Source organism: Paenibacillus sp. FSL H3-0457 (assembly GCF_037981725.1).
In the GTDB taxonomy this organism is placed as follows: Bacteria; Bacillota; Bacilli; order Paenibacillales; family Paenibacillaceae; genus Paenibacillus; species Paenibacillus amylolyticus.
Window position 1 is genome coordinate 1,291,096 of record NZ_CP150283.1, and the last position, 17,126, is coordinate 1,308,221.

Consider the following 17,126-nt stretch of genomic DNA (forward strand, 5'->3'; position numbering starts at 1 on the left):
TATGTTTTGAATAAATAAAATGATCGAATACAAATGGGGTGCCCTTTGTGAAGTCATTGACCATGAATATGAGTCATGGACTTGACTACGGGGCACCCCTTTTTCTATCTTGACAAATATTCACCATTTAACAAACAGTACACGTTTTGTTCGCAACGTACATAGATGTAACTGACAGCTTATTTGCCCGACACATTGCTTAACAACACAGATAACCTGCGCATCGCCTCTTCAACCGTGGAACGTGGACAGGCTACATTAATGCGCATGAACCCTGTGCCCTCTGTTCCAAAGAAGCTCCCGTCATTGAAAGCAAGCCCTGCTTCATGAAGAAGCATATTGCATAGTTGTGCATGTGGGATATTCAGCTCCCGGAAATCCATCCATAACAGATAGGTCGCTTCGGGCAGATGCATCTTAATCTGAGGCATATGTTCCGCAACATATTGCTGTACATACGCCATATTTCCACGGATATAGGCAAGGCACTCATCCAGCCATTCCTCGGCATCATTGTAAGCAGCTTCGGTTGCGACAGCCCCCAGTGTGCTGATATTGGCAAGTCCCATCGTTTTTACACCCTGCGCGAACGATTCCCGTAACTTAGCATTGGGGATAATGATGTTGGATGTGCAGAGGCCAGGAATGTTGAACGTTTTGCTTGGAGCCGTACAGATGATACTTAGATCAGAGACGGCGTCTGAGATCAGGGTCAGTGGTGTATGAGTTCCGCGCTGATGAACAAGATCGGCATGGATTTCATCTGAAACCATCAGTACGTTGTATTGCAGACACAATGACGTAAGCCCTTCAAGCTCTTCACGAGTCCATACCCGTCCAACCGGGTTATGAGGACTGCACAGAATCAGCATTTTGACCCGACCGGTCTGCAAGCTGGATTCCAGTTGTTCCAGATCCATCGTGTAATGACCGTTATTCTCTACCAAAGGATTGGTGATCAGTTCACGGCCCTGACCACGTACTACTTCATAGAAGGGAGCATACACCGGGGTTTGGATGACCACTGCATCTCCCGGTTGAGTGAATCGTTGTACAGCAATGCTGAGTGCGGGCACAATACCTGGAGTGAATACAATCCAGTCATCGTTAATCTTCCAGTTGTGGCGCCGTTCCATCCAGCCTGCAACAGCTGCATGATACGCTTCAGTCCGTACTGTATAACCAAAAATCCCGTGCTCCATCCGTGTTTGCAGGGCCTGAATGACGGATGGTGGAGCAGCAAAATCCATATCGGCCACCCACATCGGAAGCGCATCAGCAGCACCGAATATATCCTCAAGCGCATCCCATTTTTCTGATCCGGTAGAGATCCGGTTAATAGACTGGTCAAATGTACTGGTATTGTTATTCATCGTATTTAATCCCCCTTGAGTTCCGTTCCTTCGACCACAAATCGACAAATAATTATCTAATACATTGGTTAATTTCGCAACTGTTGTGCATGTATGATTAGCTTCATATGTATGGTCCGGAATTCAGGACTTTATTCATATAAGAACAACTTAACGAGCGAGAGTACAGCGGGAATACGACAAAGACTATTTTTGTACGCCCTTGGTCCTGTTTTGTTCATATATTATTTACAACCTCTTGTCAGATGCTATTATATTGCTAACATTTGGTGGAACAACGGGCTGTTATCCGAATAAGCTCGTACCCATACATGATGAGCATAACTACATGAGTCTTTCGCGTACATCGAGCGATCGCTTGAATCGTATTATGCATAAGGCTGACATTTGAACTCAGGAGGCGTTTAGGGATGAAAAGCAAAAAGTGGTTGATTGCTGCGGGTGTGTTTGGCATGGTGTTAACCGGATCGGCAGGTGTATATGCAGGTACACAACTGGAGACAATCAAAGCTTATCTGAACCATGGGCTCGCCATCGAAGTGAACGGACAGAAATTTACACCGACAGGTGACCAGGGCAAAAAGCTTGCGCCAATTACATATCAAGGCAGTACATATCTCCCCGTTCGTTCGATTGCTGATGCGTTAAAGACCGAAGTGAAGTATGATTCCCAAAACAATAAAGTAAGCATCGGCTCTTCAAGCTCTTCTGGTGGGTCAACATCCACAGGCAACAGCGGATCGACATCGCCCTCAACAGGTACAAACACACAGGCGGCAGGAGTGAAGTCCAAGTATCTTCCGGCTGATTTCCCATTACCGAAGGATGCGAAGGCAACAAGTCTCATTGAGAACATAATGGATGGTGACAAAAAAGTAGTGCTCACGTACACAACCAAAGAAACGTTGCTAACCGTTGGAACATCCTACAAAGACTACTACCAGACCAAAAATTTGAGTCAGAACACTCAGGATATCCAGGCAGACGGCTTCAGCATCGTGGGTCGTGAAGATGGCAAATATGCCGTAACGATCACAGGTTCGGTGTCTGCAACCAACAAGGATCTGAATGAAATCACCGTAGTGTGGGGCGAAGAGTAATCTTTCCTTCTATAAAAGGTGAACAGCAAAAGCCGTCCGTTGAAATCATAACAGATTTCATTGGACGGCTTTTAGGGTTTAATCTATATCTGGTCCTATACTCTAAATTAATAGTGTAATTAATAGTCTAAATATTAGTTCGTTACAAGTGCTCGTTAAACCAACCGGCAATATGCTCCAGACGACGTACTCTTAAGTGGGGGTGACCCCCACGAGATAACTCGTGGTTGGCACCTGGGAAACGAACAAGACGAGTGGTCTGTTTGCGTCGTTTCAACGCAATGTACAATTGCTCGGCCTGCTCAATCGGACACCGCAGATCCTGTTCGCCATGTAAAATGAGCAGCGGAGTACTGACGTTGCCGACATAAGCGAGCGGGGAATGTTTCCACAGTTTTTCCGTGTCATCCCACGCGTTACCGCCAATCTGGTCTTCCGTGAAGAAATATCCAATGTCACTTACACCGTAGAAGGATAGCCAATTGGAGATGGAACGCTGGGTAACAGCCGCCTTAAAGCGGTCCGTGTGTCCAACAATCCAGTTGGTCATGAAGCCACCATAACTGCCCCCGGTTACGCCCAATCGTGATTCATCGATAAACTCATACTGGGACAGGGCATAATCCACACTCTCCATGAGATCGCGATAATCGCCACCGCCATAATCTCCGCGACAGGCGTCTACAAACTGCTGCCCGTATCCGAGGCCACCGCGTGGATTGATATACACAACAGCGTAGCCTTGTGCGGCGAGAATTTGGAACTCGTGCATAAACGTAAAACCATACATCATGTGCGGGCCGCCATGAATCTCCAGAATGGTCGGGATTTTGACCCCGTCGACCATGCCATGAGGTTTCATGATCCATCCTTGCAGCCGTAGGCCATCTGAGGAATTAAACCAGAAGGTTTCCGGTGTACTGAGATGGATCTCATCCTCAAGCTGTGGGTTGCTGCGGGTGAGCTGAATCGGTTCTACACCGGAATCTTCCGGTTGTTCATACATATAGAGATCACCAGGATTTCGTGTATCGGCAACAGCGGCAACGATCTGTCCGTTTTCCAATTCCACAAATTGATAAATCTCCCGTTCGTCAGGCCATATATAGTCGGCACTGCTGCCGTCTCGTGCGAATTTGGCGATGCGTACACTACCATGGATGGTCGCCAGACAGAAGATTGAAGAACCATCCCTGCTGAATAATGGCCCCGTAGTTGTCAGATGTGATCGCATGTCGCCAACAATGCTGTGATTCAACTGTACGTCCCAATCCGTGCTCAGACATACGAGTTCACCACCTGATACTGGAAGGGTGTACAGCTTCACAAGTGTGGCATTTCCATAGGAACGGTCACTGGCGAGCAGTGCAATGGATTGTCCATCCGGTGCAAAGGCCAGTCGGCTGAACGTATATCCTTCCGGGGTTAACTGCTGCACATCCGATCCGTCTGCTTTGGCAAGGTACACATGATTAGTCAGGGTGTAATCATTATTGTCCTCGCCTTCTTCAGGCATTTGCGTGATCCATACCATGGATGTTCCATCCGGGGACCAGGCGTAGTCTCCAACGTCATAATGACCTGTAGTTACCGGGGTTGCTTCCGCGTACGCGTCAATCGGCGCGATGGTGAAGAGATGGGAACGTCTTCCTTTCCACAATCCACTGGCATCTGATTTCATGCGAATCCGGTCTACAACATGTTCTTGCAGCAGTTTGGGTTTATCGTTTATAGGATCTGTAGGTTCTAATTCTTCTTGTCCGCTCATATCCACGGATGATTTCACAAGTAAGGTATGACCATCTGGTGACCAGAGCAGGGAACTGACGCCATGTTTCAGGTGACTGATTTGCCGTGCTTCTCCGCCATCTGTTGCAATGATCCACACTTGGGATTTACCATCAACCTCTCGTATAAAAGCAAGCTGAGACCCATCTGGCGACCAGGCAGGGGAATGATCCTTCTCTCCAGAGGTAAAAGGCCTGTCCTTCTGACTCCCCAGATGCAACAGTCTTAGGTGAGAACAATAACCGTCACGTGCTTCATTCGTTTTCCGGCTTACATATACCAGTTGTCCGCCTTGAGGGGACGGAGTTGGATCATTAACCCATGTAATCTGATAAAGATCTTCCGCTGTTATGCCGCGCTGACTCATCATTGTTTGTCCTCCCACCATGAATTAGAATTGGTTAATTTCCTAACCTTTCCATTTATATTAACGGAAAGCAAGGGACAGGACAATAAGTGTAATGAGGGAGGGGGAAGACATTTAACAATGTATATTCATTGAATTAAATATTTGCACGTAACGTAGAGGACAGAAATAACCTGAAGAAGCGGAGCGTTCGCCTAAAAGCTTTCTGAAAGAAAGCTGCATCGGAAGCATAGGCTATCCCCGGATTTTCACTTTGAAAAAGTGGAATCGAAAAATCTGGGGATAACAGCGATCGGAAGGTTGTTCTGTCATCGGAGTGGCCGGTGCAAACATTCTTTAGTTCAATTCATATAGGTGTGTTAAAAGGATTTGCTCGAAGGATGACGAATCCTAATGTTGAATAAGCGCAGAAATGACGAAAAACGGTCTAATTTTAATGTTTAACATTGGTGAATTTGGTTTAATGTACAATGCAATTCCTGTTCTACATTTCAGGTATTTGGTTCTTAGCCATTCGTTTATATAGAACTCGTATGATTCAGTCGCAATGGAGGAGGAACGTCACGTTGAGCACATCCTATGAGCAACATGTGGAATATCCAAACCGGAAACGAATGGCGTGGCTTACGGCAGGGGCGGCACTCTTTGTGGCAGCCGGATTTTTTTTGATTTTTGATCGTTCTTCAGTTACGAATGATTCCATCCTTTCGGATGTGATTGGACTTCTATCCATTTTGTTTTTTGGGCTATGTTTCTGTTACAGTCTGGTAAAGATGATTAAGAAGGAACCTTCTTTTGTAATCGATGAGGATGGGTTTGTGGATGCATCTTCTTATACCGCAGGAGGAGCCGTGGCTTGGAACGACGTTGAGAATATTTTTATGTATGAATTGATGGGACAGAAAATGATCGGGGTCAAATTGCGGGACGAGAAAGCCTTTCTGGATCGCCAGAACGGGATGAAACGCAAATTGATGACGGTCAACAGCAATATGGTCGATGCGACCATCAGCGTTGCCCAGAGTAGCCTCACAGTGCCACTGGATCAATTGTATATCATGATGATGAGCCACTGGAGACATGTGAGTGATAATATGATTTATGATTCGTATAGTCGTCGTTAGAGAGGTCACAATGTCCATAGAGTCTTCAGAATGGAGGAATATAGATGATGCATGGTAATCAAACACGCACGATTCTACTTCCGGATGGAACTGCACTGCCTGCGATAGGACAAGGCACATGGAACATGGGAGAGAAACAATCCAGCCAGCAAGAAGAAGTACGCGCACTGCGTTCCGGTATTGAACTTGGAATGACCGTGATTGATACAGCGGAGATGTATGCAGAAGGTGGGGCAGAAGTCGTTACGGGAAAGGCCATCTCGGGCCTGCGTGATGACGTTTTTCTCGTATCCAAAGTATATCCCCATCATGCAGATCGCAAGCAGATGATTACCGCTTGTGAGCGTAGTCTCACGCGTCTTGGTACAGATCGTCTGGATCTGTATTTGCTCCACTGGCGGGGAGGAGTACCACTTGAAGAGACGGTTCAGGCATTGGAACAATTGAAGCAATCCGGTAAAATTTTGCGTTGGGGTGTCTCAAACCTGGATACAAGGGATATGCAGGAATTATGGAGTCTGCCGGAGGGGTCTCGGTGCATGGTGAATCAGGTGCTTTACCATGCAGCTTCGCGTGGTATTGAACATGATCTGCTTCCCTGGATGCGGGAACGTAACGTTCCTGTTATGGCGTATTGTCCACTGGCACAGGGTGGCAGACTTCGCAGTGAATTGTTGGAGCATCCAGTCATTCAGAAGATTGCGCAGGATCGAGGAGTTACAACTTCGCAGATCGCATTAGCCTGGGTGATCAGGGACGGAGATGTGCTGGCGATTCCCAAGGCGGTACAGCTGAATCATGTGGCAGACAATGCAGCAGCAGTGAATATCGTTTTGACACCAGAGGAACGGACCTGTTTGGATGAGGCATTCCCTGCGCCTAAAGGTAAGGTACCTTTAGATATCGTGTAGCTGGTTCTACTTTATCGGATAAGCATATGAATGAGATGACAATACGATTAATGAGTTATGCAGAGCAGATCTTCACGATCTGCTCTTTTTTTTGTATGTATTTGGATAACCAAAGCTTGCTCATCAACTGAGCGATTATATATTTATAACAAATGGGCTTTACAACACTATTTCACTAGTGTACTATGTAACTAACACACCAGTACAGAGAGGAGCGAGAGCTTTGTGACTATAGAATTTGATAACAACTTACCGATCTATCTGCAGATCATGCAGTACATCAAAAGACAGATTGTAACCGGGACACTTCAAGCAGGTGACAAAATTCCTTCGGTTCGTGAACTGGCGGCCGAACTACAGATCAATCCAAATACAGTACAACGGACATTTCAGGAGCTTGAGCGGGAAGAAGTGGTCGAAACCAAACGGGGCTTGGGCAGATATGTGACCAGTGAGGAGCGGAAGATTATGACGATCAAAAAAGAGATGGCCGGTGAATTACTGGAACGTTTTCTGACCGGAATGCAGGAACTGGGGATTGAAGAGCAGGATATCTTATCCATCGTAGCCGATGCCGTTGCGGAAGGAAAGGGAGGAACAACGCATGAGTAACATCCTTGAACTGAACCAGATCAATAAGACATATGGCAATAAGAAAGCGCTCAGTAATATTACTTTGGATATTGCTCCAGGGAGAATCGTAGGTCTGCTGGGTAGCAACGGCAGTGGCAAAAGTACGCTCATGAAGCTGGTTGCAGGTTTGCTGCATCCGAGCAGTGGAACGATTCAAGTCACAGGTAAGCCTGTGGGGCTGGAGACGAAGTCACTGGTTTCATTTATGCCGGATCGTCCATTAACCGAAAAGTGGATGAGAGTGCGGGATGCGATTTCGTACTATCGCGATTTCTATGCTGATTTTGATGAGGAGAAGGCACGGGAGATGCTGGACTTCATGAATCTTGTCGAGAGTGACCGGGTACGGCATCTGTCGAAAGGGATGAATGAACGACTACAACTAACACTGGCACTTTCTCGTAAGGCTCGTCTGTATTTGCTGGATGAACCGATTGGCGGAGTAGATCCGGTTGCGCGTGGCAAGATTCTGGATGCGATCGTCAAGTTCTATGATGAAGAGAGCAGTCTGATCATCTCCACACATCTGGTGAATGATATCGAACGGATTTTTGATGAAGTGGTCTTCATTCGTGAAGGTCAACTGGTGATGCGAGAAGAAGTGGAAACGCTCCGTCTGAAATATGGGAAAAGTGTGGATGAGATGTTCAAGGAGGTCTATGCGGAATGATGACATTATTGAAGTATGACTTTAGAAGGAACTGGAATACACTGCTGGCTGGGCTAGTTATTTTGATTATCGCTCAAGTAGGGCTTTCCCTTTTCGTGTCTGAGGTCACAGGGATTGTGCTTGGCATTATGGGTTATGTTGGAGTTGGTGTGGCTATTTATGTGAAAATGATTAAAACATACACGTCCAATATCCGCTCTTATAATCGCCGTCTGTTACCCGTAACGGGCCTATCACATGTGTTGTCTCCTTTGATCTTTGGACTACTTTGCGGGTTGGGGTTAGTCATTATTTTTACGACTCATGCCTACATCTATATTTCAATGAAGCTCAGAATGAACATGGCTAGCAATATTGATCTTTCGGGTCTGCATGTTTCGGATTATATTAGTTTGTTGCTGTTTAGCGCATGGGTTATGGTATTCATGACCGTCATTATCTTCCTTTCGATCTCGATTGCAGGCAGCTTCCGCTGGAAAACGGGACCATGGATCGGAATCGTTGCATTCTTTGTCCTCGTTAATCTGATTGGCTGGTTGGAGAATATTATTACGACTGGACGCTTCAGTCCAAATGAGATGTTCCGGTATACGGAAGAAAGTACAGGTATTGCAATCACAGCCAATGGCGTATTATGGTCGGACGGCATGTGGGTAAGCATTGTATTTGAAATGATCGTAGCCGTTATCTTGGTGTGGGCAACCATTTACCTGAACAACAAAAAAGTTGAAGTCTGATGACAGGATAACTTGAACGTGATGCGAGCAACCAGGGTTGCTCGTTTTTTTTTTACATCCTGTTTTAATCCATATTTTGAATCCACTACCATTAATTATACGTATATATAGATATATTGTGTGCTCGATGCGAGATTAGGTTAAACAGAACAAAAGGATATGTAAGGGAAAGGAGCAATCGTTATGGAACTATACTTTAGGGATAACTTTTTTAATGCGGGTTACACCGAGATCATGAATCCAAATCAGGAACAGGCCGGGCATCTCGATTTGAAAAGTGTTTTTGGCTCTTCGCTCGATGTATCAGATAACTCGGGATTGGTTTGCAGTGGCAAATTCCGCATGTTAACCAATCGTTGGGATATCACTGCAGCCGATGGGAGACATCTGGGCGTATTGCGAGCGAGATTTAGTTTCTTCAGCAAAAAGTATGAGTATGATGCAGGATCACGCGGTACGTATGATGTGTCTGCTCCAGCATTTTCGCAGGAATATGATATAAGTGGCAGTGGTGGCCGCATCGTGGCAAGTTTCCGCCGTACCAGTGGCTGGTTCAGTTCAGGCGCATTTGTATTAGACAACCAGTCGGAACAACTGGACACGTATGAATTAATTGCCGTGGTTATGGGCGTGCATGCGATTAATAAAAGACGGAACTCGGCAGCCAGCAGTGGTGGAGCAACGTAAGTGGATCGAGTAGAATTACTTCCGCTGATAAGTTTACGACATTACGAGCAAGTAGGTATAGCAAAAAAAGGTTTGGATAAGGTTATCCAGACCTTTTTTGCTATATGGGGCCAAATCATTGGCCATCGACTTTCGCAAGAGAGCCTTCCTCGTGTTGGCGGTGCTGAACTTCATTCGCGCGTTCGGGATGCATATCAGGATCTTTTTCTACATAACGGGCCAATGCCTTGGCAGCTGTCTCGGACATCCTCTCCCGCAGCATCGTGTGGTCAGCGATTCGAACCCGTTTGCCGAGAAAACGCATCTTGGATAAAACATAATCCATCTCATTCCGCGGAACGGTCAGCTCGATTCGATACGTCTGCTCGGCTTCCAGGTACTCGACCTGTTTCTCGAAGCAGGAGAAGGCATAGAGGATTCGAGACAGCTCCTGATTGAACTCGGGCAGTACTTCGATGGTGATGGTCGTTTTGCGCTTTTCCGTTATCACAGCAATTCGGGCAGTGTAGCCAGAAGCGGTATCCGGTTCAACCGGTTGGGCTTCCACGGTAACGATGCTGTGCAGCTTGGTCGACATGAGTTTGTCGAAGCGAGGAGCATACCAGAGCACGTACCATTCTTTTTTGACCATGGAATACTCCAGTTTATACGGGAAGCCAAATTCATCATGGCTCGTGCGTCCATTGCGGACGCGACCCGTCATGCGAAATCCCTGATGATGCAGAATGATTAGCCGTAACTGTCGAAGTAGTGGGTGAGAGACACTGTTTTCTTCGCTTTTGGCTTTTTCGGTCAGGTAATCTTGAAGGTTCAGGTCCTGCTCACTATTCAACATATTGTGCATTTTATCCAACGTTACAGGGCTCAGCGCTTCTCTCGCAGCAGGGTGATTCAGCATCATACGAAGCCAGGCCCGTTCCTGTGAGGTCCAGGTGAACAGTCCGGTTTCATTCAATCGCGTCATCATCTGGTAATTGAACATCTTCTCGAACAGGTTCATAATATTCCGCAATCTCCTTCCATTCCTTGATCATCTCCTGGCGTAGTCTCTGAGGTGCGATGATTTCGCAGCTTGAGCCAAAACTCCGTAACCACGGTTTGATCTCGGTGGTACCGTTGACCTGGATTTCGTAGAGAAAGGTATGATCCGTTTCGGGTATAATCTTGCCCCATTGACCTTGCAGACGAACCCGATCCAGAATGAAGTTGCGCTGACCACGCTCCGGGTGGAAAAAGCGTGCTTGAACCGTCACGGTATTCCCCGTATCCACGAGCCAACTGTAGCGACTAATGTCGGTCCACTGCTGCTTCAATTCGAGCATGTATTCCTCTTCTACTGAATCCTGTTCCTCCAGTTGGGTTATGCCTTCCATCCGGAATTTAACAAAGCCGCGGCGCCCCTGATATCCAATTACATACCAACGACCATACTGATGGTCATAAATCACTTCAAGGGGCACGATCCGATTGGATCGACCATCTGCTTCCCGTTCAAAGCGTGGATTCGTATTCTGTGAACTGTAGCTGGATGGTTTTTTCGGTGAATAGTATAGGAACTGCACACGTTTGCGCTGACGAATCGCACTAAGCAGCGTGTAGAGATGAGCTTCGTCCAGAATACGAGAATAATAGTGATACTTATAGATATAGGGTTCGGTAGCTTCTTCTTGCGGAAAACTTACCGTAATGGCTTTTTTCAAACTGTCCCGCAATAAGTACCCCTGTACGGAAGGAACTTGGGTATTCGCCATCATATCCACAAAATCATACAACTCCAGCTGTTCCTCCACAGTTAATTGGGTAAGGACATCCTGTTGTAAAGCATATCGATATGGCCTGCCACCTGGCTCTTTTCGAATAACCCCAACCTCTTCCAGATACTTTAGATCAGAGCGAATGGTTTTCTCGTCAGGTAACGCCAGATCTTCCGGCAGATCAGCACAGCAGGCGTCCAACAGTTCCATCGCGGTCAGGGCTGTATCTTGTAGGGTATGCAAAAGGACGGAAAGACGCTGAACTTCAGTCTCTTTCATCGACTTGGCGCGGAAGAGGAAGAGCAGCATTGGTTCAGCGGATTCGCCATACTGGAAGCGGACGAGATCCGCCATTTCCCAGCTTGCTTCGGCACCTGAGCGCTGGTCAGCGACGGTCTGCATGATTTCTTTTAATCTGCGATTGGTTTTATCAAAGGTATGTACGGATATGCCAAGCCGCTCGGCATACTGTTTGCGGTTATACGCACCGCTTGTTAGGGATAACATGCGTAAGAACTGAATTTCTTTGTCAAAACTCTCTCTTGCCATGAACATTCACTCCTTGTTATCCCTTCATTGTAGCAGGAAGAGTGGCAGGTTTCATTTTAAACTTGTGAAGGTTGACTCCATTTCAGAAAATGATTCGTCGCCATACTTTCGCCATGTTCGCGTGTAGGTGCGTGAGGCATAATGAGGTTGTGAAGCGGGGCAGCAACAAGCACTGTGGATCAAGGTTCCGAGGCGCCAGGGAGGGTTACTTCGACTGTTAATCGACCAGGTCGTTGGTTCGAATCCAATCGCCGCCGTTCATGGCGGTGTAGCTCAGCGGTAGAGCGGGTATTATACCTTCCCACCTTTTTCCTCGGAACATTTTATTATGAAAGAACAGCAAATAGACTCAAACCGGGAGGTCATGAGTGATGAGCAGAGCGAAACAATTATTTAATCAACCTCAGCCAACGACACGTAATCATGGGGGCTATGGAGCCTATGAGCGATTGGTGGAGGAACAATATATACAGATGTTGATGACCAATACATTGAACAATACGTTCTATGCAGATACCCAGCAACTGATGGACGATGCGTTGGTCAGTCATCAGGAGATGGCTGAGGTCGATGCAGGGTTTATGGCGCGGGCGCTGGTCTATGCTCGTAATGAAGGTTTGATGCGGTTACAGCCTCTATACGGGCTGGCACTCCTGTCCAAAGTAGACGCGGATCAGTTTGCAAAGGTGTTCTCCAAGGTCGTACAGACACCGGCTGACTTGGCCGATTTTCTGACGATTCTAAGAGGAACAGGTCGGGGACAGGGCGGTCGAGCGGTGAAACGTCAGGTGAGTCTCTTTTTGAACGGGATCAGCGAATACTGGGCGATCAAATACAACGGACGTGGGCGTGGATATAATCTGGGTGATATGATCGCTACAGCACATCCCAAGCCGATAGATCTGAAGCAGCAAGCCTTATTCCGTTATTTGCGCGGGCATGAGGTGGATCTTACGGAACTTCCGCAGTTGCAGGCGCTGGAAAAGCTGAAGGCTACCCCAAACCCGGCAAGTCGGATGCATCTGATCGAGAAAGGTAAACTCCCGTATTCGGTGGTCACCTCGATCATGCAACCGACACGTACGGTGTGGGAGGCGTTAATGTCACAAATGCCGACTTTTGCGTTGCTGCGCCATCTGAATGCGATGGATCGGGCGGGAGTGTTTGAAAAATCGGAAAATATCGATTACGTAACGGGTCGTTTAACGGATGCAGAAGCCCTGCGCAAGTCTCGCATCTTGCCTTTCCGCTTCGCCAGTGCGTATGAAATGATCGCAAGAGAAGAGCTGCGGGATGCTTTGCGACAAGCGGTGGAGCTATCCATTGGTAACCTGCCAACGCTGCCGGGAAGAACAGCTATTTTCCTGGATCGCTCCGGTTCCATGCAAGGGGATTATTTACAGATTGGTTCGGTGCTGGCACTGGCGCTTTATAAACAAACACGAGGTAATGCGCTGTTCTGGTTATTCGACCATATGGTTGAGGATGCTCGTCCGAAGATGAATGAAAGCATTCTTGCCCAAGCTCACCGTATTCGCGCACAAGGTGGAACAGACACCGGTCGACCGGTGCGGGAACTTCGGGATATCGGAGAAAAAGTGGATCAGATCATTATGATCACCGATGAACAGCAGAATGAAGGCAGCCCGTTATATGCCGAGCTTGAGCGATATCGCCGGATGATGAATCCGGAGTTGAAGGCATTTATTGTGGATATAGCACCTTATCAGCAGGCAATGGTACCGCCACGGGATGGCAAAACCTTTTACATCTACGGTTGGAGTGAAACGGTATTGACGTATATTGCCGAGACTGTGGCAGGATATGATACACTCGCGAACCGGGTGAGAGAGATAGAGATTTAATTGAGGGAATTTGGAGGCGGCTGACCATGACCTACGTTCATGAAGAAATGAGAGATATGATTAGACAACAGCTGAAGCAGATTGAACAGGAGGAGCAGGTACGAATCATCTATGCCTGTGAATCGGGCAGTCGAGCGTGGGGATTTCCTTCCCAAGACAGTGATTATGATGTGCGTTTTCTGTATGTAAGACCACTGGAATGGTACTTGTCGATTGAGGATAAAAGGGATGTTATCGAACGCCCAATCAGTGATCAGCTCGATATTAATGGTTGGGATCTGCGCAAAGCGTTGAAGCTGTTTCGCAAATCAAATCCACCACTGCTGGAGTGGCTGCAATCCCCCATTCAGTATGATGAACAGTATAGTGTGGCACAGCATATCCGTGCACTGTCGCCTTTGACCTTCTCGCCCAAGTCCTGCATGTATCATTATCTGAATATGGCAAAGGGGAACTTCCGCGATTATTTACAAGGGGACCAGGTGAGGATCAAAAAGTATTTCTATGTTCTTCGCCCCTTACTGGCTTGTGGCTGGATCGAACGTTATGATGCGATGCCACCGATGGCATTTGAAGAGCTTGTGCAAGAACTTGTACCTGCGACTACACCGCTATATACGGAGATTCATGAGTTACTACGCCGGAAAAAGGCGGGCGAGGAACTGGATCTGGAGCCGAAGTTGCCAGCTATACAAGCTTATTTGGCGGAGAAGATCGAGCATTTTGAACGACTGGCCGGGCAGATGGAGAATGAGCAGATTATTCAATTTGAAGAATTGGACCGGATTTTCCGTTTTGCATTGCAAGAGGTGTGGGGCTAACGGGATTAAGAGGAAAAATTTTGTGCTGGCGATGCTTTCGCTGGAGTCAGAGCGAGTAGACCCGCGTTTGTAAACTGTTATATGAAAATAAATTTTGTTATTCACCTATATTGTATGGGTAATTATGGTATGATACTCTGGCTAAACTAATTGCTGGAGGTTATCCGTATGCGTATCAAAGTAATAAGCAGTTTGCTTGCCATTTTTATGATTTTTGCTACTGTTGCGTCTGCCCATCCGGGAAGAACAGATGCAAATGGGGGACATACCTGTCGAACCAACTGTGCAAAATGGGGGCTGAAACAAGGGGAATATCATTATCACAACGGAGGTTCTTCTTCGAGTTCCAAATCTTCCTCTTCAAGTTCATCCAGTTCAGGAAGTACCAAGAAAAGTAACAAGTCTTCAACTGCAACCCAAAAGAAAGCCACTCCTAAACCAGAATATATCAAGTCTGCTGTTCAGGTGAAGGTGAATGGTTCCAAGGTTATTTTCACTGAATCTCCTATTGTAATGAATAACACAAATCTCGTACCTCTGCGTGAGATGGCCAAAGCAATGAAAGCCAAAACGTCTTGGGACAGTAAGACTCAGACCATTACCGTTACCAAAGATAAGTACAAGCTAATCTTTACCTTGGGCAGTAAAAAGGTGAAGGTGAACGGAAAAGAAGTCACCCTACAGGCAGCACCCAAGGAAATTAAGGGAACGACGTACATTCCCCTCAGAGTTTTGGTAGAAGGGCTTGGGGCATCCCTCACTTCATCCGGTAATACGCTGACGGTGAAAGTCAAATAATAAGAATAAGAATTCATAAAGAAGCAGGTTAGGAGTTTATCCGGCCCTGCTTCTTTTTTTGTATATGAACTTCGTTAAAGCGAAACCTTATCAGGCCATTTTACTTGGCGCTGCAACTTTTGACATGACCTGGATCAGTCGGTATGAGCAACGGCGCGAATCTCAATCAGTTGATGAGGGAAGGCCAGACCTGATGTCCCAACCATCGTAACAGCCGGACGATGAGTACCAATGTACTCTTTATACACGGCAACAGATGGCTCAAGATGCTCCTGCGGGTGAACCAAAAAAATCTCCAGTTCAGCAATGTTCGACTTGGTCACGTTAAATCCTGCGAGCACGCGGTCCAAGTTATCCAATGTCTGGCGAACCTGTGCTTCAATATCATCGACACCAATAAACGTCCCCTGCATATCATGCGAAAATTGTCCTGCAATGTAGATCATACCGTTAATGCTGTATCCCTGAGCAACGCTAAATGCTTCTTCCCACGGGACACCGTGGCTATAGATTTGAGCTGTGGTCATATGGTTCTCTCCTTTGGAATTCAAAATAAGGTTAGAGCAAGTATAAACGGAGAAAAACGACTTGGGCAGTACGCACTTTCATGACAGTGACTATCTATAAGGATAGTGTGAACACGGTGTTTGTAAGCCTAACGACTCATTTCGGAGAATCTTTATATCAGGATATTTAATTTAGGTATAACTAACTTAAGTCCTATATCCTTCCCCTAGAATCTGGGTAATAATTATAGTAGGCAAGTGATTAATGGAATCTCATAACGTAACGATAGGGGGTAACCTGTATGGCATCTGTGATTCTGCTGGTGAAACAGACGGAGGACGATGAGAAGGTTATTTATCGATTCGGACCGAATGAGCGAAAGATGGGGCTCATTGAGATGAATAAGATCAAGGAAAGTGTGAGGGAACTGGAACCTGTCCAGGTGGATGGGGTAAGCCCGAGTTTTTTCTTTAACCGAGCCGCGCAGCGACTGGTACGATGTTTATTCAGGGAAGGCGGCAAGTTCCCGGAACGAACGACGTTTGAATCATAGTATACACTCGTTAAAATAAAACACTCTGTAGCCCATGTTGTAGACTGGATACAGAGTGTTTTTACGTTTTATTTGCTTGAATATTCTTTAAGCGTACCATCTGCTTTTAGATCGAGATATAACCTGTGAAGAATAGTTGCTGCTTCTGCTCTTGTTATTGTTTTTTTGGGATTAAATAGGCCTTCATTCGCTGTCATTATACCTTTCTTCTGCAAGGCTGAGAGACGGCTTCCAACCAAAGCCGAGTGATCATCACTAAGTTCCAGTCCTTCAAAAAGTAACGGGTAGATCTTATTGGTCCCATCAATATCATAATTAAAGCGTCCATCATCCAAAAGTTCATCTTTAAACTCGCGTTTGGGGATATCTTTCATCGTGTGGATAATGTCATAGACTTCTTGATCATCATCAATCTCATCGTATAAGACAGGTAGCAGGTTTGCTACTCCGATACGAGTGAGCTTGTTGTCAGGATAGAAATAGTTGTTTCCCTTCTTAATGGCATATGTTGAATAGGTAAACTGTGAGAGTGCTTTGGATGTGGAACTGTAAGCCCAGTGACTGGCAGGAACATCTTTAAACTTACGAGTTGGAGTGTCATCATTCGTTATGTATTTATTAAATAACTGTGAAAACATCGTGATGAATTCTGCTTTGGTCACACTATTATCGGGTTTGAAGTTGCCATTTTGGTAACCTTTGATAATTCCTTTCTTGCTCATAAATTCAATGGATTCGATAGCCCAAGAGTGTTTGTATTGGGAGACATCATTGAAGGTGGAACTTTTGGCACTGGCAGCTGTAGAGCCTGCGATGAGAGATGACAAGAGGAACATGATGATAACTAGCTTTTTCATGCTGACTTCCTTTCTAAATGTAGATTCAAATT

The 17,126-nt window shown here is 46.3% G+C and carries 17 protein-coding genes; 11 read left to right on the plus strand and 6 right to left on the minus strand.

The features are described 5' to 3' along the window. Nucleotides 1–179: 179 nt before the first annotated feature. A complete protein-coding gene (locus tag MHH25_RS05760; RefSeq protein WP_340019437.1) occupies nucleotides 180–1,373 on the minus strand; it encodes a MalY/PatB family protein in 1,194 nt (397 codons plus the stop codon). A 410-nt stretch (nucleotides 1,374–1,783) separates the two neighbouring features. On the opposite strand from MHH25_RS05760, the gene MHH25_RS05765 reads away from it, so the two are divergent. Next, the gene (locus tag MHH25_RS05765; RefSeq protein ID WP_053061461.1) at nucleotides 1,784–2,473 is read left to right on the plus strand and encodes a stalk domain-containing protein; all 690 of its coding nucleotides are present in this window, start codon (nucleotides 1,784–1,786) and stop codon (nucleotides 2,471–2,473) included. Nucleotides 2,474–2,615: 142 nt separating this feature from the next. Here MHH25_RS05765 and MHH25_RS05770 read toward each other — a convergent pair whose 3' ends face one another. Continuing rightward, nucleotides 2,616–4,631 carry a S9 family peptidase gene (locus MHH25_RS05770; protein ID WP_340019438.1) on the minus strand — a complete coding sequence of 672 codons (2,016 nt, stop codon included), beginning with the start codon at nucleotides 4,629–4,631 and terminating at the stop codon, nucleotides 2,616–2,618. Between the two features lie 563 nt (nucleotides 4,632–5,194). Between MHH25_RS05770 and MHH25_RS05775 the strand changes: the two genes are divergently transcribed. The 6 genes from MHH25_RS05775 (at nucleotide 5,195) to MHH25_RS05800 (ending at nucleotide 9,390) form a co-directional block, all read left to right on the plus strand. Then, complete coding sequence (locus MHH25_RS05775; protein ID WP_076329453.1) at nucleotides 5,195–5,752, plus strand: STM3941 family protein; 558 nt, start codon at nucleotides 5,195–5,197, stop codon at nucleotides 5,750–5,752. 44 nt (nucleotides 5,753–5,796) lie between these two features. Next, a complete protein-coding gene (locus MHH25_RS05780) occupies nucleotides 5,797–6,663 on the plus strand; it encodes an aldo/keto reductase (RefSeq protein WP_340019439.1) in 867 nt (288 codons plus the stop codon). A 225-nt stretch (nucleotides 6,664–6,888) separates the two neighbouring features. Next, complete coding sequence (locus MHH25_RS05785; RefSeq protein WP_036606428.1) at nucleotides 6,889–7,275, plus strand: GntR family transcriptional regulator; 387 nt, start codon at nucleotides 6,889–6,891, stop codon at nucleotides 7,273–7,275. Then, nucleotides 7,268–7,966: an ABC transporter ATP-binding protein gene (locus tag MHH25_RS05790; RefSeq protein WP_338591598.1), complete on the plus strand. Its 699-nt coding sequence runs from the start codon at nucleotides 7,268–7,270 to the stop codon at nucleotides 7,964–7,966. Before MHH25_RS05785 ends, MHH25_RS05790 begins: the two co-directional genes overlap by 8 nt. Continuing rightward, complete coding sequence (locus tag MHH25_RS05795; RefSeq protein ID WP_339785913.1) at nucleotides 7,963–8,703, plus strand: hypothetical protein; 741 nt, start codon at nucleotides 7,963–7,965, stop codon at nucleotides 8,701–8,703. The genes MHH25_RS05790 and MHH25_RS05795 overlap by 4 nt, the downstream gene beginning before the upstream one ends. 183 nt (nucleotides 8,704–8,886) lie before the next feature. Continuing rightward, entirely contained in the window at nucleotides 8,887–9,390 is a 504-nt protein-coding gene (locus tag MHH25_RS05800) for a hypothetical protein (protein WP_091034173.1), read from the plus strand. 115 nt (nucleotides 9,391–9,505) lie between these two features. On the opposite strand, the gene MHH25_RS05805 is transcribed toward MHH25_RS05800, so the two are convergent. After that, nucleotides 9,506–10,390: a WYL domain-containing protein gene (locus MHH25_RS05805; protein ID WP_340019440.1), complete on the minus strand. Its 885-nt coding sequence runs from the start codon at nucleotides 10,388–10,390 to the stop codon at nucleotides 9,506–9,508. After that, nucleotides 10,338–11,693 carry a WYL domain-containing protein gene (locus tag MHH25_RS05810; RefSeq protein WP_340019441.1) on the minus strand — a complete coding sequence of 452 codons (1,356 nt, stop codon included), beginning with the start codon at nucleotides 11,691–11,693 and terminating at the stop codon, nucleotides 10,338–10,340. Before MHH25_RS05810 ends, MHH25_RS05805 begins: the two co-directional genes overlap by 53 nt. Before the next feature lie 371 nt (nucleotides 11,694–12,064). On the opposite strand from MHH25_RS05810, the gene MHH25_RS05815 reads away from it, so the two are divergent. From MHH25_RS05815 to MHH25_RS05825, 3 genes are all read left to right on the plus strand, one after another. After that, complete coding sequence (locus MHH25_RS05815) at nucleotides 12,065–13,558, plus strand: TROVE domain-containing protein (RefSeq protein ID WP_340019442.1); 1,494 nt, start codon at nucleotides 12,065–12,067, stop codon at nucleotides 13,556–13,558. Between the two features lie 26 nt (nucleotides 13,559–13,584). Beyond that, entirely contained in the window at nucleotides 13,585–14,379 is a 795-nt protein-coding gene (locus MHH25_RS05820; protein ID WP_340019443.1) for a nucleotidyltransferase domain-containing protein, read from the plus strand. Between the two features lie 168 nt (nucleotides 14,380–14,547). Continuing rightward, a complete protein-coding gene (locus MHH25_RS05825) occupies nucleotides 14,548–15,177 on the plus strand; it encodes a copper amine oxidase N-terminal domain-containing protein (protein ID WP_340019444.1) in 630 nt (209 codons plus the stop codon). 134 nt (nucleotides 15,178–15,311) lie between these two features. Here the strand turns inward: MHH25_RS05825 and MHH25_RS05830 are convergent, their stop codons facing one another. Continuing rightward, nucleotides 15,312–15,704: a RidA family protein gene (locus MHH25_RS05830; RefSeq protein ID WP_338707927.1), complete on the minus strand. Its 393-nt coding sequence runs from the start codon at nucleotides 15,702–15,704 to the stop codon at nucleotides 15,312–15,314. A gap of 281 nt (nucleotides 15,705–15,985) precedes the next feature. Between MHH25_RS05830 and MHH25_RS05835 the strand changes: the two genes are divergently transcribed. Then, nucleotides 15,986–16,237, plus strand: coding sequence for a hypothetical protein (locus MHH25_RS05835; RefSeq protein WP_047841868.1), 252 nt, complete (start codon nucleotides 15,986–15,988; stop codon nucleotides 16,235–16,237). Between the two features lie 68 nt (nucleotides 16,238–16,305). Here MHH25_RS05835 and MHH25_RS05840 read toward each other — a convergent pair whose 3' ends face one another. Next, nucleotides 16,306–17,094: an S-layer homology domain-containing protein gene (locus MHH25_RS05840; protein WP_340019445.1), complete on the minus strand. Its 789-nt coding sequence runs from the start codon at nucleotides 17,092–17,094 to the stop codon at nucleotides 16,306–16,308. Nucleotides 17,095–17,126: the final 32 nt, after the last annotated feature.